The organism is Pseudobacteroides sp., from assembly GCF_036567765.1.
In the GTDB taxonomy this organism is placed as follows: Bacteria; Bacillota; Clostridia; order Acetivibrionales; family DSM-2933; genus Pseudobacteroides.
In genome coordinates, this window is record NZ_DATCTU010000033.1 from 84,259 (window position 1) to 104,836 (window position 20,578).

At 34.9% G+C, this 20,578-nt stretch carries 16 protein-coding genes, 3 tRNA genes and 1 pseudogene; 4 read left to right on the forward strand and 16 right to left on the reverse strand.

Annotation, left to right across the window (positions count from 1 at the left end; translation table 11 throughout):
* Positions 1–125 precede the first annotated feature (125 nt).
* Positions 126–201: transfer RNA gene (locus VIO64_RS05885), tRNA-Val, on the forward strand.
* Between the two features lie 54 nt (positions 202–255).
* Here VIO64_RS05885 and VIO64_RS05890 read toward each other — a convergent pair.
* Positions 256–1,200 (reverse strand): MerR family transcriptional regulator, encoded by a 945-nt coding sequence (locus VIO64_RS05890; RefSeq protein ID WP_331916129.1) that lies wholly within the window; start codon positions 1,198–1,200, stop codon positions 256–258.
* 147 nt (positions 1,201–1,347) lie between these two features.
* Complete coding sequence (locus VIO64_RS05895; RefSeq protein WP_331916131.1) at positions 1,348–1,647, reverse strand: hypothetical protein; 300 nt, start codon at positions 1,645–1,647, stop codon at positions 1,348–1,350.
* A 163-nt stretch (positions 1,648–1,810) separates the two neighbouring features.
* Between VIO64_RS05895 and VIO64_RS05900 the strand changes: the two genes are divergently transcribed.
* Together VIO64_RS05900 and VIO64_RS05905 are read left to right on the forward strand one after the other, a co-directional pair.
* Positions 1,811–1,886 (forward strand) — tRNA-Thr (locus tag VIO64_RS05900).
* Positions 1,887–2,329: 443 nt separating this feature from the next.
* Positions 2,330–2,406: transfer RNA gene (locus VIO64_RS05905), tRNA-Arg, on the forward strand.
* A 202-nt stretch (positions 2,407–2,608) separates the two neighbouring features.
* Here the strand turns inward: VIO64_RS05905 and hypB are convergent.
* Positions 2,609–3,262, reverse strand: coding sequence for a hydrogenase nickel incorporation protein HypB (hypB, locus tag VIO64_RS05910; protein WP_331916133.1), 654 nt, complete (start codon positions 3,260–3,262; stop codon positions 2,609–2,611).
* Between the two features lie 19 nt (positions 3,263–3,281).
* Complete coding sequence (locus VIO64_RS05915; protein WP_331916135.1) at positions 3,282–3,914, reverse strand: trimeric intracellular cation channel family protein; 633 nt, start codon at positions 3,912–3,914, stop codon at positions 3,282–3,284.
* Positions 3,915–4,173: 259 nt separating this feature from the next.
* Between VIO64_RS05915 and ytvI the strand changes: the two genes are divergently transcribed.
* A complete protein-coding gene (gene ytvI, locus VIO64_RS05920) occupies positions 4,174–5,241 on the forward strand; it encodes a sporulation integral membrane protein YtvI (RefSeq protein WP_331916137.1) in 1,068 nt (355 codons plus the stop codon).
* A gap of 21 nt (positions 5,242–5,262) precedes the next feature.
* On the opposite strand, the gene prmC is transcribed toward ytvI, so the two are convergent.
* From prmC to VIO64_RS05980, 12 genes and pseudogenes are all read right to left on the reverse strand, one after another.
* Complete coding sequence (gene prmC / locus VIO64_RS05925; protein ID WP_331916139.1) at positions 5,263–6,177, reverse strand: peptide chain release factor N(5)-glutamine methyltransferase; 915 nt, start codon at positions 6,175–6,177, stop codon at positions 5,263–5,265.
* A complete protein-coding gene (locus VIO64_RS05930; RefSeq protein ID WP_331916141.1) occupies positions 6,161–7,105 on the reverse strand; it encodes a DUF1385 domain-containing protein in 945 nt (314 codons plus the stop codon). Before VIO64_RS05930 ends, prmC begins: the two co-directional genes overlap by 17 nt.
* 126 nt (positions 7,106–7,231) lie before the next feature.
* Positions 7,232–7,441: a 50S ribosomal protein L31 gene (rpmE, locus tag VIO64_RS05935; protein WP_331916143.1), complete on the reverse strand. Its 210-nt coding sequence runs from the start codon at positions 7,439–7,441 to the stop codon at positions 7,232–7,234.
* Positions 7,442–7,647: 206 nt separating this feature from the next.
* Positions 7,648–8,682, reverse strand: coding sequence for a rod shape-determining protein (locus VIO64_RS05940; protein ID WP_331916145.1), 1,035 nt, complete (start codon positions 8,680–8,682; stop codon positions 7,648–7,650).
* Between the two features lie 147 nt (positions 8,683–8,829).
* Positions 8,830–8,994: pseudogene (locus VIO64_RS05945) on the reverse strand (sporulation transcriptional regulator SpoIIID); the annotation flags it as partial.
* The gene (locus VIO64_RS05950) at positions 8,942–10,576 is read right to left on the reverse strand and encodes a recombinase family protein (RefSeq protein WP_331916147.1); all 1,635 of its coding nucleotides are present in this window, start codon (positions 10,574–10,576) and stop codon (positions 8,942–8,944) included. The pseudogene VIO64_RS05945 and the gene VIO64_RS05950, both read right to left, overlap by 53 nt.
* A gap of 130 nt (positions 10,577–10,706) precedes the next feature.
* Positions 10,707–10,868: a hypothetical protein gene (locus VIO64_RS05955; protein ID WP_331916149.1), complete on the reverse strand. Its 162-nt coding sequence runs from the start codon at positions 10,866–10,868 to the stop codon at positions 10,707–10,709.
* A 775-nt stretch (positions 10,869–11,643) separates the two neighbouring features.
* Complete coding sequence (locus tag VIO64_RS05960; protein WP_331916151.1) at positions 11,644–12,573, reverse strand: DNA adenine methylase; 930 nt, start codon at positions 12,571–12,573, stop codon at positions 11,644–11,646.
* A 53-nt stretch (positions 12,574–12,626) separates the two neighbouring features.
* A complete protein-coding gene (locus VIO64_RS05965; protein WP_331916153.1) occupies positions 12,627–13,538 on the reverse strand; it encodes a hypothetical protein in 912 nt (303 codons plus the stop codon).
* A 366-nt stretch (positions 13,539–13,904) separates the two neighbouring features.
* On the reverse strand, positions 13,905–15,968 hold the full coding sequence (locus tag VIO64_RS05970; protein ID WP_331916155.1) for a hypothetical protein: 2,064 nt from the start codon (positions 15,966–15,968) through the stop codon (positions 13,905–13,907).
* A gap of 16 nt (positions 15,969–15,984) precedes the next feature.
* Positions 15,985–16,179 carry a hypothetical protein gene (locus tag VIO64_RS05975; RefSeq protein ID WP_331916157.1) on the reverse strand — a complete coding sequence of 65 codons (195 nt, stop codon included), beginning with the start codon at positions 16,177–16,179 and terminating at the stop codon, positions 15,985–15,987.
* 265 nt (positions 16,180–16,444) lie between these two features.
* Complete coding sequence (locus tag VIO64_RS05980; protein WP_331916159.1) at positions 16,445–20,575, reverse strand: hypothetical protein; 4,131 nt, start codon at positions 20,573–20,575, stop codon at positions 16,445–16,447.
* Positions 20,576–20,578 lie beyond the last annotated feature (3 nt).

Sequence of the window (20,578 nt, forward strand, 5' to 3'; positions counted from 1 at the left end):
TATGCAGCTATTTATGATTTTTGCGGTAATAAATAAATATTAATAAAAAAACAAAAAAAAATTTAAAAAGGGGTTGACTTATATATAAAAAGGGTCTATAATAACATCTGCACGGTGAATTTGACGGGTGCTTAGCTCAGCTGGGAGAGCATCTGCCTTACAAGCAGAGGGTCATAGGTTCGAGCCCTATAGTGCCCACCAATTAAAAAACAGTTTACTTCTTGAAGTAAACTGTTTTTGTTTATGTCTGGGATATTACAGTATATCCTGGGGTATTTGAATATTTCCAGTTTCATCATAATATAGACCCAAATCGGCATTAAGTTTATTAAGTATTTCTTGATATTTGTCATAATCACTGCTGATTATTCTAAGATTTCTCACAAATCGGTCATAATACCCTTCGGATAAAAGACTGTTTTTTAAATCCAAGTTTGTTTGCCATGTCTTTTGACGATTTTCAATAAATTCCTTATTTTGATTCAGGGACCTTATTGAATCTATAATTTTTGTTTTGTATTCTTCCAGCTCTTGGGGAGTATAATTAATAATGGCCTGTATTTCTTTATTTTGCTCCTTTGCGATTTCTAAAAGAGTATCTTCAGGAATACAGTCCAGATTTTTACCGAATTCATCTGGATACTTAAATGGCTCAGACTTATCCAAGAAACTTACAATTTCACCCCATGCCTTTTCTTTATCCTTGCTATCTATAGGGTCGTTTAAAAAGGGGGAAAAATGAAGTATGAGCATCTTTCCAAAAGAACCGGGAAATATTTTTAGTAGTTGTCTTTTGACATAACCCGATTTGGTCTTGTCTTCATATTCAAAATGATCCCTAAGGCTTTTCAATTTAGTCATAAAATCATTAGAATTTTTAATGTTGTTATCTGCAATAATCTCGTTGATTAAATCTTTGCTCTTTTCAAGGGTTTTAATGGTTTTGTCTATTTTGTCAAGATGGGAAGTAAGGACTCCAATAATGCTGTCAGGTGAGTTAATAAGCTCTTTTATGTTATCAATGCTAAGCCCAAGCTGCCTTAACAGTGAAATTTTTATTAACCTGTCTATATCCTTTGAACTAAAATTCCTATAGCCATTTTCAGGATTAGCTGCAGGATTTATAAGGCCTTCTTCCTCATAGAAACGTATTGCCCTCTTTGTAAGCCCTGTCTCTTTTATAGCTTCGCTAATAGTCATATAATCATCTCCTGTCTCTATATTAAAAGTGTTAGCAATCTTACATTTGGCAGAGCAAATATCGATTGATTTTCTGGGATTCTCCAAAGACAAATGTAATACATTTATTGCTTTTAATATAGAGTAACGTATAACCTAAGGTAACAGTCAAGCACCAAAAAATACGGTTCCTAAAGTCCAGTATAAAAATGGGAGTATAAACAATATGGAATTCATCACCATTCCAAGCTTGCCTGTTCTACCAAGGGATCTTTTAAGTGAAATGCCGGCAAGAATAAAACCTAATAAAGATGGTAGAGACATTAATAACGGCATACCCTGAAGCTTTTGAAGCGGTGTTATGTTAAAAAGCCAGTTTAATATTAAAAGAAATATTGCAGCAGGCATGAGAGTGGATAAAAACCCCAATACTTTACTGTGTTTTTGTTGTAATTCATTGCTTCTCATAATATATTTGCTCCTTTTGTCAGATTTCAGTGAATTTTAGAAAGTGGATTAAATTTCTTTGAAAAAAGTGTTGACACATTATTATTCACCTGCTATACTATCATAGTGTCAGCGGTTTATGCAAGGTTTTTAAATCGAAATAAACTGTTATACAAGCAAATATGCTGGTGTAGCTCAGCAGGTAGAGCAGCTGACTTGTAATCAGCAGGTCGGGGGTTCGATTCCGTCCACCAGCTCCAAACCTCACAATCTAACGGTTGTGGGGTTTTTTGCTGCGTAAAGAAATAAATTTTAAATATTTGTTTATGAAATTTAACATTGGGTATATATTATTTAACAAACAATATGAGAGGAGGCGTTTCATATGATGGTATGTTCACCTGAATGGAATGAATGTAAAGAAATGACTTTTGAAGATGAAGAAGAAGGTTTGGATGAAACATCTGGAAAGAGAAAGACTAAATAAGCTTATTAAATTCAAAAAATAATGAAAATACACGGTTTATCATCGTGTATTTTTTGATGTCTAGCTAGGAAATCCACGATCAAAGTTACAAAATCACTTGGTGATCTTGTCCATGTCCAGATCGAAATGAGCTTATTGGATAATAATAACATAAAATAATGCTTGAAAATTTTTTAGTAATCTTGTATAATATATAAGTCTTAATTTTTATCTCATGTGCCCATAGCTCAGCAGGATAGAGCGTCGGTTTCCTAAACCGCAGGCCGGAGGTTCGAATCCTCTTGGGCACACCATGAAAAGCCGCTTACCGGAATGGTAGGCGGTTTTGTTATATGTTGGGAAAGGTTGACATAAAAATATTATGGGGACTAAAGAATGCATGATCAACTTTTTGGGAGCCTGCGAGTCAGGCCTTCATAATGCATAGGGACCATAAATCAAAAATGACATTCTGGCTGCCAGAATGTCATTTTTATAAAAACGTAAACCACGGTACTAAGATGCACTGTTATGCCTTTCTATTAACCAGTCAACCAGCGAGTCAACACCCTCGCCTGTCCTGCACGATACTTCTATTACAGTGGCTTTCTGGCTCAAGGCTTGTACTCCTTTATAGAACATGTCTTTATCAAAATCAATATATGGCATTAGATCGGTCTTATTGAGGACAATTATATCAGCAGCTTCAAACATGGAAGTATACTTAAAGGGCTTGTCATGGCCTTCAGGAACGCTGGCTATGACCATTTTAATGCTTTCTCCAAGGTCAAAGGTTGAAGGGCATACAAGGTTACCTACATTTTCTATAAAAACAATAGAATTATCTTGAATTTTAAGGTCAGGCATAACTGTCTTTATCATATTTGCATCAAGATGGCAACCGCCTCCGGTATTTATTTGTATGACCGGAATCCCAAGAGCGTCGACTTTTTCTGCATCAATGCTTGAGGCTATATCACCCTCAATTACCCCAAGACCTACCTTGTCTTTAAGTGTATCAATAATCTTCAAAATTGTGCTGGTCTTGCCGGCACCTGGGGATGCCATAACATTTATGACTGTAATATGTTTTTCGCTGAATGACTTTCTGTTGTCTTCAGCGATCTGCTGATTTGCATGCATTATATTTTTTAAAACTTTTATTTCCATAAGGTCCTCCTTCGTTTCCTTATGATTTGCCGTTTTGAAATAGCTTGCCGTCTGTTTTTAGCACAGGCAGGTTAATATTAAAATACATTGATATGATTCTAACAGCAAAAACAATAAGGATGCATAGATACAAATTTATTATGCTATCCAGATTATTATACAGGATATAAAACGAAAAAGCACCAATAATAGAAGCTAATGCATATATTTCACCCCTAAATATTAATGGAACTTCATTTACCATAATATCTCGTACTATGCCGCCCCCTACTCCTGTTAAAACAGAAATGAATATTATCCCTATAAGGGGCACTTTCAGAAGTATACATTGATAAGCAGTGAGTATGGTAAAGGTGCCAAGTCCCAGTGCATCAAAAATTTGTATGAAGGTGGAAAGTCTGGTTATAAACCTATAAAGTAAGCATGTTAGTATGGTGGAAATTACTATGGTTGTCATATATTTTGAGTCTGTAAAAAGCACCGGCATGCCCCTATTAAGTATGACATCTCTTATAAGCCCTCCACCGCAAGCGGTAAAGACTCCAAGCACAAACAGGCCGAAGAAATCAAGCTTGCTTTTAATTCCCATCAGTATACCAGATATGGCAAAAGCCGCTGTTCCGGCAATATCCATAATATCTATAAAAACCATAGGCAATCACCCTGTCTTTTTAAATTGAGAATTGCAGAGCCACATATAAATAAAATTATATTTTATTTGAATAAATTAAGTCAATGTTGCTTTTAGGAATAAAAATAAATGTCAGTTTATAAAAAATGCTAGTGCCTTTTATAATATACTATATTATAATATTGTATAAGCTTATCGCCAATTCAAAACTATACTTTAGTTATTCAGCAAAGTTTTATCGATGTTGAATCAAAAAATTTTCGAAGGGTAATATTAAAATATGCATAACATTGTGCAAAAGTACTATAAAAGTGCATTAAAACTATTATTTATAGTAATATTTTTAGGTATTGTTTATATATCTGTTACTTACCTGATACCTTTTTTTGCCCCTTTTGTTATAGGAATACTCTTAGCATTAATAAATGAGCCGCTGATAAAGCTCATGGAAAAAAAGATGAAGCTTCCAAGGAGGATTTCAGCACTTATTTCCCTGCTCTTTACAATCGTGGTTATAGGGGTGCTGCTAACTATCGGTCTTGTGAAAATTTATAATGAGCTTCTGATATTTAAGGACAATGTAACAAATTATGTTAATAACACATCCGATCAGATAAACGACTATTTAAAAAGATTGGAGACCATTTACAACAAGCTTCCACCAGGGATTTCCGGTGCCATAAACGAAAATGTGAACAGCCTGGCACCAAGGGTACAGGAGATAATCTCCTCAATAGTTACGTACCTAATTAACACTATTTCATCAATACCAAAGCTGACGGTATTTTTGATTGTATCTATTTTGTCTGCATACTTTGTAAGTAGTGACAGGAAGAAGATATATGAATTTTTCAGCAAGCAGTTTCCCGAAAGCTGGAGAAACAATTTTCTTGACGTAAAGTCAGGAACTTTTACTGCACTTTTTGGCTATGTAAGAGCACTGCTTATACTTATGTTCATTACATTTGCAGAGGTCAGCATAGGACTTACCATCCTAGGTGCACCATATGCCCTTCTAATGGGTTTTATTGCAGGCCTTTCCGACGCTGTGCCCATTCTTGGGACAGGAGTAGTGATGGTTCCGTGGATAGCCTGGAACGCTATTATAGGAGATTACAGAATGGTGGTGGGGCTTTCGATAATATATGTTCTAGGCGTCTTGATAAGGCAAATACTTGAACCTAAGATCATTGGTGATCAGATTGGACTGCATCCGCTGGTTACGCTTATTGCAATGTATGTTGGATTAAGCTTTTTTGGAATTATAGGAATGTTTGTGGGTCCTGTTTCAATTATAATACTTAAAAAGCTTCAGGATTCAGGTGCTGTTAGGTTTTGGAATGAATAAGGGCCAATTCTAACTGGCCCTCTAATTGTCCCGGACACCGGCAACTACCCTGGCTATACCGGACAAATCATTATATATTGTCACATTAGAGGACATTTCACCCATAAGTGCTTTAACAGCAAGGGCTTGATTATAACCTGTTTCAAAGGCTAAAAGCCCTCCTTTTGGCAACAGTGAGCTGCTCTTCTTTATTATTTCTCTGTAAAAGTCCAGACCGTCCTCACCGCCGTCCAATGCATTTTTGGGTTCATAATCCCGAACTTCCTTTTGAAGTAAAGATATTTCAATTGAAGGGATGTAGGGCGGATTGGAAACTATAATATCAAAGCAGTGAGAAGTTTCAATTTGCGGCTCGGAGGGGCAAAAACCCTTTAAGACATTTGTGTCGTTACTAAGAATATCTATCTCCACAAAAGCAATCTTATCCTTTACGCCATTGGCTTGTGCATTATATCTGGCTGTTTCAAGTGCATCTGGTGATATATCCAAAGCTGTAACAAGACAGTTTTTTATATAGTATGCAAGGCTTATTGCTATACACCCTGAACCTGTGCCAATATCAAGGATTCTTAAGTTTTTATCAGGAGTTTTTTCGGCGTGCTCAATCACCGTTTCCACCAGTATTTCAGTATCCTGCCTAGGGATAAGCACATCTTCAGTAACCTTAAAGTCTAGTGACATAAACTCCTGGTGCCCCGTTATATATTGGAGTGGGTATCCTTCCGACCTTCTTTTAATACACTCAAGATATTTTGCGGATACGTCAGGGCTTATTATCTGGTCCCCTCTTGAATACAAAAAGGCCCTGTCCATTTTAAGCAAATTGCAAAGCATAACCCCGGCTTCAAAAACCGGGGCTTTATTAGCAGCTTTCTTCAAGCTGGTTATTCCTATATCAAATAATTCTTTTAACGTAATATTACCATTTATCTGCATCAGAATCCTCAACTAAAACATTTTTTAATGCTGTGATGGCCACTTCGATTTGTTGATCATCAGGCTCTCTTGTGGTGAACTTCTGAAGTGCAAGGCCTGGAGCACTTACAATGGCCATAAACCTTGAATCACTTCTGCCTGCAAACTTTATAACCTCGTATGAGAGGCCTGCAACCAAAGGAATAAGGATTATTCTTGACAGCACTCTCCATAAAAGTGTGCCCCAACCTGTAAATGAGAAAACTATTATACTTACTATCATTACTACAAACATGAAGGCGGTACCGCATCGAGGATGCCTTGTTGTGAATTTTTTTACGTTTTCAACAGTAAGTTCTTGTCCGCTTTCGTAGCAATGAATTGTTTTATGCTCTGCACCGTGATACTGGAAAACCCTTTTGATATCCTTCATGTTGGATATCAGTGCGATATACCCTACAAACAGAACTATCCTTATAACACCTTCAAAAAGGTGAAGACCAATAAGGCCCGAGGTAGTATCCTTGTTGAAATGCAGCAGACCCGCCAAAAAGCTTGGCAGCAGCATAAAAAGTCCAATAACAAATATCATTGATATGAATACTGAAAAGTAAATAACAACGTCAAAAAACTTGTCGCCAAATATCTTCTCAAAGAAAGCGTCAACCTTTGACGGTTTTGCTTCTTTTCCGCCCTCTTCTTCAACTTCTACAAACTCTGCGGAATACAAAAGAGCCCTCATTCCTATAATCATAGATTCCAACATGCCAACGGCTCCGCGGATTATTGGAAGCTTAAAAAAACTGTGCTTTTTCGCAAGTGTTTTTAGAGGTTTTTTATCTATAATTATTTCTCCGTCTGATTTTCTTATTGCTATTGCAATATCATCAGGGCCTCTCATCATAACGCCTTCGATGAGGGCTTCTCCGCCTATACTGGTTTTTTTCATTATGACCTCCGGTAATAAATATATCTCTGTATATTTCTAAAGTTAATTTTGCCCATAAAAATAAAAGGCTGAAAAATATATCTCAGCCTTAGTTTAACATGTTTATAAAGTTTTTTCAAACATAAATTAAGCTTTATCAACAATTCCAAACTTTTTCTTAAACTTGTCAACACGTCCACCAGTATCGATGAGCTTTTGTTTACCAGTAAAAAAAGGATGGCATTTTGAACAAATTTCAACATGAAGACTTCCCTTAGTTGAACCTGTTGTGAATGTTTCTCCGCACGCACATTTTACTGCAGCCTGCTCATATTTTGGATGAATTCCTTCCTTCATTATATTCACCTTCTTTCGCATATAACTTTATATGATAATATTCATTGTGATCATCATTGGTCTGTTGAACTCAAAGAGACAAAAAACATTTTAACATAAAAATAAAACTTGTGCAAGCATTATTTTCCTAAATTATAATAAACTCTACCATATCTATATATTATAATTCCATTTATTAATGTCTAGAAAGCTAATTGCTATAAATCTTATCTCCTTAATGCCTTACTTTCTGCATTTGCACTTTCTTCTATTGCTTCGAAGTTGTCCAAAGCCTTTCCTGTACCTAATGCAACACATGAGATTGCATCATCTGCTATGAGAACATTGATACCTGTTTTTTCCTGCAATAGCTTGTCCAACCCGTATATGAGACTGCCTCCACCCGTCATTACTATCCCTCTGTCACTAATATCTGCAGCCAATTCAGGGGGTGTCCTTTCGAGGACAGAGTGAACCGCTTCCACAACACTTGAAATAGGCTCCTCAAGTGCTTCCATAATCTCAGTTGATGTAATGGTTATTGTTTTTGGAAGCCCTGATATGAGATTACGTCCTCTGATATCCATTGTCACTTCCTGCACCCTTGGGTAAACCGTACCAACATGGATTTTAAGCTCTTCTGCAGTACGCTCTCCAATCATAATGTTATGCTTTTTGCGCATGTATCTTACTATTGCCTCATCAAATTTGTCGCCGGCAATCTTTATAGATGAGCTTACAACAGTTCCGCCAAGGGATATTACTGCGATATCTGTGGTACCGCCGCCAATATCTACTACCATACTCCCACATGCTTTTGCAATGTCTATGCCAGCCCCTATCGCTGCAGCTATGGGCTCCTCTATAAGATATGTCTTTCTGGCACCGGCTTGCATCGCTGCATCTATAACAGCTCTTTTTTCTACTTCTGTGACCCCGCTGGGAACGCAAACCATTATTCTTGGCTTAAACAGCTTAAAAGCCTTGTTACCGCATACTTTATTTATAAAATATTTCAGCATTCTCTCAGTTATGTCATAATCAGAGATTACACCCTCTCTCAAGGGTCTTATGGCAACAATATTACCCGGTGTCCTGCCGAGCATTTTTCTAGCGTCTTCACCAACTGCAAGAAGCCTGTTTGTGTTTTTATCTATTGCAACAACGGAAGGTTCTTTCAGTACAATACCCTTGCCCTTTATGTAAACCAAAACGCTTGCTGTCCCCAGGTCAATACCTATATCTTGTCCGAAACCAAACAAAATGCATCTCCCTTTCAATATAATTTCATATTAATATTATCACACTATTTTAATATTGCAATATTTTTTGAGGAATGATTGAATAATTAGGAAAAAATTCTGTGAGAAAAAATTAATGTATAAGATAAAAAGCCTGATATCAGGCTTTTATTCATCCTTTTTATCTTCCTGCCTGTATTTTGATTTTGTTGCCTGACCGCCTCTTATATGCCTTTCGGCTTTGTTTTCCTCAAGAATGATCCTGACATCATTTGCAAGGTTATGATTTACCAGAACAAGTCGTTCGGTAACATCTTTGTGTGCCGTCATTCGTCATTGGAACTATATCATCTAATGGAATTTCATATATCTCTAAAGGAACTTCAACGTTTAGATTATTCTTATTGTCTACTTTTAAAACTATTTTTAGTACACCATCAGGATACACTGTTATCCTTTCTATAATTTGTTTTAAGAATGAGTTGTCCAATGCTTCACTTAAACATATGTGTTCAACCTTAGACATATAACTTGTTACTAAACTATCAATATCTACCGACAGTTTAAACATTGTCCTTGATGTACCTTGTGCTAATTTTAATTGATTTAATTTTTCTGTTAGTGTTGATACTTCATATTTCAATTCGTCAATTCCTATTATGTCTTTCTTATACATTTCTTTATTCTTCTCTATTTCTTTATTTAGGCGAGTAATCTCAGCTTGTATTTGCTTATTATCCTTTTCAGCTATAGTATTCTTATTATGTTGAATAATTAAATTCTTAATCTCTTTGCTTATTGCTTTGATAGTCTTTGGTTTATTAATTAAAAATTGATTTAGAAACTGTAGTAAAGCATTATGTAATTCGTCTTCATCTACTACTATATTGTTGATGCAGGCATTAACCCCTCTCGCATTCCGAATACTACATGTCCACCATTTATATGTCTTACCTTCTGCTGAATACTTCCTTTGACATCTTCTGAAACTATAACCACACTCTGAACATTTAATTAAGTTAGACAATGGATATTTAACACTATCACGTTTATTCATTAAATTAAATGATTCTTTTCTGCTTTCAAGTATTTCCTGTGCTCGATAAAATAGCTCATCAGATATAATTCTTATCTCAGGTTTTTCAACAGTAATATATTCTTCATTTGAGTATCGTTTTCTTTTGCCTGTTATATAGTCAGCAACCTCACTTTTGTGATTAACTATTTTTCCAATATAAACAGCATTTCTTAGTATTTGCGTAATAACAACTTGAGACCATTTATTTTTCTTGTTCTTTTTTGTACGTATATTACAATCATTTAGGTGTCCAGCTATTCTGGCTGTGCCCCAACTTTCATTAACATATAAATCAAATATTTTTTGTACTACACCTACCTCAATCTGATTAGGAACTAGAGTATGTTTATCAATCCTATCAAAACCAAATACAAAATTAGGTACTATTCCATCTTTTGCAGCAAGTGCTTTTCCAAACTTTACCTTTCTTGATAATCTTGCGGACTCTTCTTGTGCAAATGCTATCTGCATAGTAAGGTTAAGTTCAGTTTCTTCTTTTAATGTTTCTTGTCCATAACTTACGAATATTACATTAATACCTCTTAATTTTAATTCCCTTATAGAAACAAGAAAGTCAACAGTGTTTCTACTAAATCTTGTAATATCCTTGACAAGTATCGCTTCGAATGACCCTTTCCTTGCTTCGTCCATCATTCTCAAGAAATCATCTCTCTTTGTCATTGCTTTTCCAGAGATACCTTCGTCATAATATATATGAAAAAGTTCATAGTTTGGATGACTATTTACCAAGTCATTAAAAAACTTTATTTGGTTTTCAAGGCTCTCCAACTGTTCTTTTTTCTTTGTAGAAACTCGACAATAGCATGCTACTCTCATATGACACCTTCTTCACTTTGCATTCCATATACTAAGTACTACGTTCCATTTAATAATTATTATAAAATACAAAAGGAGTATATTCAATATACCCCTTTAAAAATCCTATTATATTCACTTACATCGCAACCTACATGGCTTTTTCACATTTTTCAAGGTCTATTAACATTCTTTGAAACTCAGGTTTTTCAAATATCTGTTTTGCAATATTCTTAATAAGTATTTCCTCTAAAAACTTACTGGCACTTTCAGAAGAAACAATTTTTATTTTAAGTTTATTTTTCTTATACATTGTAATCGTTCCCCCTATAGTACAGTTTATAGGAGGACAACCTAGTATTATTACAATTTTCAAAAAAATTAATATTGTTCCTATTTAGTAAAGCAGCAGTAGTATACTTCAAAATACAGTTGATAACATTCATTATTATACCTCCGCATCAGTTTTGAGACTGATATATGGAGTTCTTTACTTAAGTCAAATTAATTTTCAAGTTACTGTACACGGAACTTTATACTTTGAGTGTTTCCACTGCAATTAACTGTATTGAATTTATATATATACGGAATTACTCAACATACACACAAATTCCCGTATATGGATGACTGCTGTATTGAGTTCATGTATGCGTTACTCAATATATCACACTTTCTACATTCCTACTCACTAGCTATAAAACCTGTCACACTCATAGGTTCCTTCTTTATCAAAAGTTCCTTTGTTCTTTTAAACTCGTAATATAGCATCTCTAGAGACTTTCAACTTCAATATACAAAATACTTATGTCAGGCAAATACTGTAAAAACACATTAAAAATCTTAAAAAACATCGGGATGAACAATACCAATTCTTCTTAGTGTTCATATCAATTTATCTATCTTAAACTTCAATTTGCTTGCTTAGGCTTTAATTTATAAACAATTTTCAACATGTCAATCATTGTGTATTTGAAATTATCATGAATAAATATCGCCTTCCCTTTAGATTCAACATTTTAAAGACCTATTATTAATATGTAATAGAAAAGATTGTCGGACAATTTTATACTCCACTTTTTATTATAATGTTACCCCATAGGTTTACAACCATCGAATGAGAAGTTCGTGATTATTTTTTCAGTGACTGTTTTGCTAAAGCCTGACTTTCTCTTCATTCTATAACTGACATGGAAAATACGCTTACTTCGGTATAAATTATAAATTGCAGTATTAGCATAATAAGAAAGAATAAATTTGCCCTTAATGTTACGCAACATATCCGCAAGTAAATTATGCTGTTCAAGACACACTTCATCATAATATCCTTCCTTAGAATAATAAGGTGGGTCACAATAGAATAAGGTATTAGGACTATCGTATTTCTTAATTATATAAGAAAAGTCTCTATTGAATATAGAAACATTTTCTAATCTTTCAGACAAAGAATTAATAAGTGAAAGCCTGTTCTGATAAGTTTTTGAAAAATTCTTTCCAACTTGATGCCTTAAACTTTGTTTATTGCCATATATAGTAGTCGCAGTAAGGTAAAAATAATTTACCGCATCCTCAAGAGGACTTGCAAAATCAATAACCTGCTTTTGCTCTTTCAATATCGAGTCGGCAATAAATAACTCTTTACATTTTAAATAGAATTCTAAAGGTTGTTTTTTCAGCACAGTAAACAAGTTACAAAGGCGTCCGTTTAAATCATTATATACTTCAACCTTGCTTTCCTGTTTTGCTAATAATACAGCACCAGTACCGCCAAATGGTTCAACATATGTAACATGTTCGGGCATTATCTTAATTATTCTTGAAGCCAGTGTTTTAGACTTCGTGCCTAATATAGAAAACAAGGGCTTTACTTTAATATGTTCTGCCGGCTTCGGAGCTAGAACTTCTCGAATAGCCAATGTTATAGCTTCACTGGTATTGTCAGTCAAATACTTCTTTTGCAAATTTTCAATTATCAACGGATTTGCACGAAAACTATACTTTTGTGTTTTAGTCTTGTTCATTTACTTAGATTAACCCCTTATAGGTCTGGATTTTGTGAATAACTTAATGATTTTTAGTTTTCAATAATCCTAAAGTCTAAATTATTTAAATTTATTATAGGAAATTTTACATAATCACTATTCTGTTCGTTTAAAATTGGCTTGCTGTATATGTAAAAAACTGCCCTTTGCCTAGACTTTGCCAACTCACTAAGCATATCCAGCCATATATTCTTTCGATAGTTTTCATTAATTATAGAGTTGGCTAAAAATATAGAACCTTTTAATTCAACCCCATCCTTAAGTATCGTATTTTTAAATGTAACTGAATAGGAATCGCTTTTGGAAATCTTGAAAATAGTTGCTTCACCCCAATATATTCTGGGATATTTATCAATATGGCTAAAATCAAGTCCCTCAACAGGTTTGAACATTTCACCATATTGAATATTTACACCTTTTTTATTTATACAAATACAGTGTTTGTCTAAAGTACACTCAGATAAGTATATTTCGTACTTTGAAACTAATGGCTTAATTGTATTATACTCAGGCTGTCTTGTTACATTCTCTGACCTTTGAATATATGTCCGCTTCTTTCTTTCAATATGAGTTGCTTCTTTGTCATCGCCATCTGAACTTTTACTTTGAGCTGTTTTCTTTGGTTTATCCGATAAAAATATATCAGTCTGAGAATCTATATACTTATTTCCAATACCCAATCTACTGTCAGGAACTTTTATTGTTCCATCTTTATTTTCTGAAAGCTCACAATCTGGATGGTGTTTGCCAACAAGTCGGAAATGCGGTAGTTTTTTCATTGCATATCTTGGTTTATCAATGTTTGCACATGTTAGCTTAGCAGAGCATTTGTAATCTGGGCACTCAAAATTTCTTTTATCCTTAATAACCCCTGACCAATAAAGGTCATACGCTTTCTCAGCATCAACAATTTGTTCACAATCCAAACTATATGCCTCGTCCATATTGTTACACCTCATTTCATAGAATTGTTAAGTACTTGGAATTATTTTATCATATACAATTCAGTTACACTATATATAAAGATGTTAATACACATACAAAACATATTAAAACGACAAAAAGAAAAACTATTAACGTTTTGTAAATACTGTTAAAAGAAAATAATTACAGGTTTAAACGTTTTTATAAAAACATATTTCAATTTTTATCTAACTTATTTCAATTATATAAAGAGTTGTTTCGATTTCAGCGTATCTTAAAACGATTTTAACCTGTAAAACAAGAAAAATTTAGAGGGTGGATATTTGTTGTAATCCACCCTCTCCATCAATTACAAATCTTATTGAAATTCTATTACAGCTATCTCTTTACCCTAATTTAAAAGTAAAGTAAAGCCATTCTACTAGGGCATAAATTGTCCCACTTATTATAAATATACCCAATAACACTCCACCCATAAATATAAATATCATCGTCTTTAGTCTTATGAACCTCTTACCGCTACCTACGAATGGAGTAGTTGAATTTGCGTCAGGTGCAACATTTAGTCGTCCAAAAGTCAATGTAGGTAAAAACTTAAACTCTATTATATTATTTACCATGTCTCCAAAAAAGGCTAAGAGTAGAAATACTGAGTATACTATAATTAATATACCTACAAATGTTATAAACCCTCTGTAACCCTCAGCAAACTTAAAGGCTGATTTACTCTCCATTTCTTGCTTCATTACTGATAGTCTTTGCATTTCTTCCCAACTGAGGCTTTTATCCCAATTTTCAGGAAATAAACCTCTTAGCGTGGCAACTATTTCCCTCATAGGTATTTGGTGCTCCGCTAAAAAGTCCTTTGCTTCGCTTGTCTCCAACCACTTTAATAATTGAGTATCATTGGCATAATATGTGTCAAGAACCACACAATACCCAACTTGCTCATTATATTCTATATCCAACCCCTGTTCACCTGAAGGTAATGTTGTTAACAAATATTTTAACTTCATATCATAATATGTTTTAAAATACTCCACTCCAGAATCTAACGTGTCTTGATCTATATTTTCAAACTTATTAAACCTTATAGTTCTACCTGTTGGTAGTAAAATGCCGCTCCTAGACCTAACTGCTTCCTTAAATGAAGTAATTACAAGTGAAGGTGTACCCCAATCTGCAATAGCTTTATCTGACTTAGCTTTTTGTGGTTGGATGTAAATGTAATCCCTGCTTAAACCGTACTTAGCATAGTCTCCTAGTTCTTCATCTCGACCATTAGGATTAGTTTTATACAGTTTACTTGTACCTATATCAATTTTAAGATTATCTGAAAGCTTTACATCTTCTGAAAAACTATAACTACCATTATTGTTAATTAATTTTGCAGGTACAGAAACAGGGTATCTCATATTAACCATAAAATTTGGGTCTTTCTTTTCACCGTTGAACAAAACATCCTGATATCCTCCAGAATCTTTCAAAATTTCTTTTGTAGACTTTGTTAGTCCTCTAGGCTCAGTGTTTTTTACAAAGTACTGATAGTCAGGATTGATAGCAATATAACTTCCTTTGTATGCTTCATTTACTTTAACAATATCAGTCTTTATATCCTTAGATTCACCGTAAAATGGATGTATGTGCCTGTTAAACACAAATGATCCGGAGTTCTTACTTTTTATCTGTTGCAAAGGGTCTCCGTCAGAACCTATAAAATCAGATAAGCTCATTCTTTTATTAGGTGTAACGTCATATATTGAAAATGCATATGGTACTGCCGACCACCCCGTTGCTTCTTTACCTAACTTAGCCATGTTAAATAACTCTTCATTAGTAACAACTGAATCACTTCCAGAAGAAGGCGACCTGTTACCAATTTCAAATGGGTAAGTAGTACCACCAATAACCATTTCAAATGTAGGCATACCAATTGTACAGTCAGTACATATTTTCTTTGTTACTTGGTTTTCACCAAAGCCTTCAACTTCTTCTGTAAAACTATTAGAACGTAACCGCTTCATACTCGGAGTTTGTAAACTACTAAAGTAGTTAAAAAAGTTACCTATCGAGCCTAAATTAACCTGAGTTATAGAGTCCATACCCCTTGAGAACTCATTAGTAACATAACCTGTCATGTCACCTATAAAAGTCTTATTTAAACCCTGCAAGCTAGCTGTTGACTCGTGAACTCCACCGTTTCTTACCTCTTTTATTACATTTTTACTTCCGCTTTTTTCAATTATGTAATGTGGCTCTGACGATGAGTTCTCGTAATACCATATATTTTGTTGTGAGTTATACTCATGCTTTTTATTGTACGATGAACTTCCATGTCCTGCACCTTCAAGTTCACTATAGTACATTTTATAAGGCTCACTACCTACTGCAAAGCAAGTACTACCTAAAAGCAATAATGCAATAAATAATAGGACAAAAAACTTCTTCATTTAAACCTCCTCCTTATTAGTTAGTTGTAATTCTTGATAAAGAAAAAATAACGTTATTGTGCTCCACTGTTTTTCCTTCTTTCAAATCTGCTATAAGTTTTTCAGTCTCAATTTCAGTAAAAAACTCCTGCAATAGATATGAAAAGAAATTTAAAGAAATTTCCATGATCTTACCAGTTTTTTTGATAACTTCAACAAAATACAATTCCATAAAACATCCTCCTAATATTGTTTTATTTTAAACATATAGTAGACAAAAAGAGTGCATAAGTCAGCAAAAAGTAGAGTATAGTGCTTATAATAAGCACTATTGATAGAATAAAAATGTATTTGTGTTTTACATTAGGAACTTTGTTTGTAAATATATTTGCTATAATGAGACTCAACGAAGTGGTTACAAGCGGAGAAAAAATTCCGATTGGTTGAATACTAATTGCACTTAAATATTCTAAAAAATTCATAGTTAACACCTCCAACTAGTATCGCATATCATTTATTGATGCGTCAGGTATGATAAACCTCGTGTTAGGCAATTCGCCACTTATAATAGGTTTAGCGTTTTGCTGACTACCAGTAAACGGAGTTGGTACGTAATTGTTCTTAAGTAACACTTTGTAAGTTATAAACGCTCCATACCCGTTAGAGAATAAGTTGTTCCTGTTAGAAGGTGCTTTCGGTCCCCATGTAATGTTTAATTTATCAGATGCAGTTACAGAGTTAATTGTAAAGGTTGATGTGTACTTGTTAATAACTACACCTGTTGTGTCCTCGTTATACCAACCTACTGGATTTGAACCACTCTTTGACTCCAGTGCTTGCTTTAATGTTTCTTCAATACGCATTGACCTTGCACCGCCAGTACGTAAGTCGTTAGGTAACCCACCCCAGTCTGTCACAACCCCGTTATGGAACTTTATATTGTAGCTATCGGATAAGACAGGGTTAGTTGACTTTGCAGGAGTGTATCTAGTGTTCATTTGATACTCCTTACCGTTAACATTAATGTACATGTTAGGAGACAGAACACTTTCAACCTTGGTCGCAAAAGAACTGTGAACGTCCGCAGAATTATAAGTAGTATTACCCCATGCTTGCTTTACGTTGTGCCCGTTAATGTTAGTACTTATATCCATAGTGTATGAAGTTAACGTAAATTTGAAATTGTTATTAGCCGCAACTCTTAGGTTACCACCAGAGTAAATAACAGGACTTCCACTAAACCCTGCAATTTTACTTTGTAAGGCTCTAGCTCGGCTGTCAACTGCAATAGTGTCACTGTCAACCTTACCCTCACCACTGCTACTTAATGCCACACTAAAGTAACCAGTAGGGTAAAAATCTCTCATTGTCTCACCCATCATGTAGTTGTTAACCCAAGCTCCACCTGACGATGACTGGTACTTCATCAGTACTTCGGGGCGTACATGTAACTTACTGTTAGACACGTCAGTAAACCATAACTCCCCGTTATTAAATGCTCCTGTTTGTATGTCGTTTTCAGTAGCATCAGCAGGTGCTGGAACTATTGACTTTGGAGTCCATTTATCGAGAGTTGTAGCTATACCATACGCAGGTAAATCAGTAACGTCCAATGTACTATTAGAGTTCTTTGAACCACAACCGTAACTATGATGATATGAAACAGAACTTGTGAAGTCTCCTACACTAACTGTGTCATAAGCATTTTTTATAGTAGAACTGTTAGGTGTGCCATGAATTCTTCCACCATTCGGCGATAAGCCACCCTTAAACCCTAAGCCTTGTAAGTAAGTCGGTAAAGGTTGCACCCAATCAGCATTAGTAGGTAAATCCTCAAAAGCATCTGAACTTCTCGCTAACATAAAACTCATATTAGGTGTAACTGAAGTTATACCTAAACTTGTTCCAGTCTTACTCCATTCACCTGATAGTACATAACTTAAAATATCTTTAGCTGAAGTCATGTTAGGTTTTACTGAGTATGACCAATTGTTAACCGAGTGTGTTGTGGTATGGTAATTAGTATGCGAATAACCATCCTCGTGAGTACAAGTGTGCCCTGGACAGTCACTGCACGAAGGTAAGCTAGCAGAAGGTGAAACGCTTGACAACCCTCCAGATTTAGCTAAACTACCCCACCACTTTGCTAACTCTTGCTGATTAATGTCAGCGTCAGTTGCATCTACCTTAGTTAAGTCAGGATTTTCAACTTCCATAACTATAGCTTCAAAACCGTTGAATTTTCCTCCAGTCATTGAACAAACCCCTTGAACTAAGGTATCTGCTGGAACTTTCTTTACAAAGTCAGCACCTGTAGCTGTCTTAACTGAACTTTCATTTACCAATTTGTAGTCGTAAACTCCTGACGTTTTACAAGCGTTAGAGATTAACTTACCTATGTCAGTTGGAGACTTAGCCTTGGTAGGATCTGACCAACCTATTACAAAAGTGTTTGCGTTAGATGGTAAATTAGCATGTCGTGGTGAGACTGGTACAACCCCATTGACTGGAAAATTACCATTCTTAGTTCCAACTGTCTGTGTTACACCGTTTTCTCTTAACATCGACCAACTAATCTTAAATGGAACTCTTGTAACTTGAGTCTTAATTGCAAATATTACAGGTACTGCACCACTGTACTTACTTACCGTAACATCAGCACCTTGAGCATTCTTAACAGTAACAGAGCTTGCTAAAGGTATGACATTTAAACCCGAACTAATATTTGCCCATAAAGCTGAAAATAACTTAGAGCTAAAAACTGCTTCTCCGTTTGGGATTACCTCTTCTAACCCGATGGTAGCAAATCTTGTGCCTACACTTATATCCCCTGCTGGCAACCCCGAAGCTGTCACCGCCTTTTTATTATCAGTCTCCTTTAATTCGTTTACATAAGACTGAATGCCTGACCGAATAGTATTAAACACATCAGCAGATTCGAAGTTAAACTTACCCTGACCAATGTAAAATCCGCTCTCCAACGTATCCTTTGTCATTTTCGGCTTGAGATTGGTGAAACTAGCTGCGATTTTATTTGTCATGTTAGATGTGTTTCCAACCTTAAGATTAGCTGTACCTATGGCGAAACCGCTAGGTAACAAAGCGTCTTTAAATGTAATGTAACCAAATGCAAAAGCAGTTATATCAGCATCCTTGTAAGGCTCATTAGACATTAGTTCAGACATTGTTTTTTCATGATAATCGTCCAAACTTGTGAATGATACTGATGTGTAAGATAAATTGTTTGACTTAGTATACCTGTAACCCGACATTCCAATAGTTAGTTTTCCTTCTTGTACATAGTCAGAGAAATTATTTGACCCCAGTAACACTGCTCTTGAACTATTGCCCATCTTCATTTTCACTGGAGAAGATAGTAAAGTCATTACCGATTTGTCCTGTACAATGTTTAATGCTTCTTGTAACGAAGGATTATCAACAGATCCGACAAGAGAAGCAAAAGGGTTGTTATACAAAGCAGTTATAGTATTAATATCTTCTGGTAATCCCTCTGCAAATGTGGCACTGTTAGTATTATATTTCCAAGTACCGTCAGCATTTAAGTCCATTAGACCACCGATTTTTACTGATCGTACAACAGAGGTAGTGTTGGCAATATCCTGAACGTAGATTAAAGAAAAGCCACCGACTCGACCATCATCATTATGGAGTTTTGGTCGCATTACATCATTTAACATGTAGGTATTGCCAGCACCTTTTATAACAAGTGACTTTGCCCATGCAAATCTTACCCCATAATTGAACCAGTACTTGTTGTAAGTGATTTCTGATATTTTTCTGCTTTCGTAAGGCAGAATATCGTTTAACCCCTCTAAATTTGGCTCATAAAGCTTAGCCAAATCGTACATTACCTTAGCGTATTCTGTCCCTGAAAACCAGTAGGAGTTACCTCCAGTTAACTTGTTGGGTGGATGAATAGTTATAATAGGCTCAATACAAAGTGCCCAGTCTCTTTGTATTGTTCTGTTACCGCTACCATCTACCTGCGTAAAGTCAGATAAAAAACTTGTTAGTAAACTGTTCCCTGCAAAAGCTGATTGGATGTACTTAATGTAATCATCCAAAATCTCGGAATTTGTATCTTTATTACTTCCAAATAACTTATCTACTAAGCCGTCATTTGGACTGGCAGACCCCTTACCTCCTGAATAATCTATCCAAGGATTACTTCCTAGTGTGTATCCGTTAGACTGGTGCTCTTTAACCATTTTAATAAACTTATTGCTTGTTGACACATTGTTTATATAGTGTGGTGTTAGTATATCAAACTTAATCTTTTTATCTGAACTGTCTACACGTGAATTATAAGCCGCTCCTTTTACATGGACTGGAACATCTTCTGTGAAGTATAAAGCTAAAGGCAGATATTTTAATCTTTTAAAGTCGTTAATATACTCTTCATTCCTTTTAAAATCAACTGGGTAAATTCTTACTCCAGTTATAGTAGATACATACCAGTCAACATTTATATCTGTTTTTCCTGATATTGTAGAACCACTAGGTGAACTATCTACACTTGGAAATACTTGTAATGCTGTAACAGGAACGCATATAGTTAACAACATAATAGCAATTAAACATATACAAACTTTACTTTTTAAGCTCATGAT

Bases quoted from the DNA above. Each gene is read 5' to 3' on its own strand.
- VIO64_RS05890 (WP_331916129.1), bottom strand. From the start codon at position 1,200: ATGACTATTAGCGAAGCTATAAAAGAGACAGGGCTTACAAAGAGGGCA.
- VIO64_RS05895 (WP_331916131.1), bottom strand. From the start codon at position 1,647: ATGAGAAGCAATGAATTACAACAAAAACACAGTAAAGTATTGGGGTTT.
- hypB (WP_331916133.1), bottom strand. From the start codon at position 3,262: ATGGAAATAAAAGTTTTAAAAAATATAATGCATGCAAATCAGCAGATC.
- VIO64_RS05915 (WP_331916135.1), bottom strand. From the start codon at position 3,914: ATGGTTTTTATAGATATTATGGATATTGCCGGAACAGCGGCTTTTGCC.
- ytvI (WP_331916137.1), top strand. From the start codon at position 4,174: ATGCATAACATTGTGCAAAAGTACTATAAAAGTGCATTAAAACTATTA.
- prmC (WP_331916139.1), bottom strand. From the start codon at position 6,177: ATGCAGATAAATGGTAATATTACGTTAAAAGAATTATTTGATATAGGA.
- VIO64_RS05930 (WP_331916141.1), bottom strand. From the start codon at position 7,105: ATGAAAAAAACCAGTATAGGCGGAGAAGCCCTCATCGAAGGCGTTATG.
- rpmE (WP_331916143.1), bottom strand. From the start codon at position 7,441: ATGAAGGAAGGAATTCATCCAAAATATGAGCAGGCTGCAGTAAAATGT.
- VIO64_RS05950 (WP_331916147.1), bottom strand. From the start codon at position 10,576: ATGAGAGTAGCATGCTATTGTCGAGTTTCTACAAAGAAAAAAGAACAG.
- VIO64_RS05955 (WP_331916149.1), bottom strand. From the start codon at position 10,868: ATGTATAAGAAAAATAAACTTAAAATAAAAATTGTTTCTTCTGAAAGT.
- VIO64_RS05960 (WP_331916151.1), bottom strand. From the start codon at position 12,573: ATGAACAAGACTAAAACACAAAAGTATAGTTTTCGTGCAAATCCGTTG.
- VIO64_RS05965 (WP_331916153.1), bottom strand. From the start codon at position 13,538: ATGGACGAGGCATATAGTTTGGATTGTGAACAAATTGTTGATGCTGAG.
- VIO64_RS05970 (WP_331916155.1), bottom strand. From the start codon at position 15,968: ATGAAGAAGTTTTTTGTCCTATTATTTATTGCATTATTGCTTTTAGGT.
- VIO64_RS05975 (WP_331916157.1), bottom strand. From the start codon at position 16,179: ATGGAATTGTATTTTGTTGAAGTTATCAAAAAAACTGGTAAGATCATG.
- VIO64_RS05980 (WP_331916159.1), bottom strand. From the start codon at position 20,575: ATGAGCTTAAAAAGTAAAGTTTGTATATGTTTAATTGCTATTATGTTG.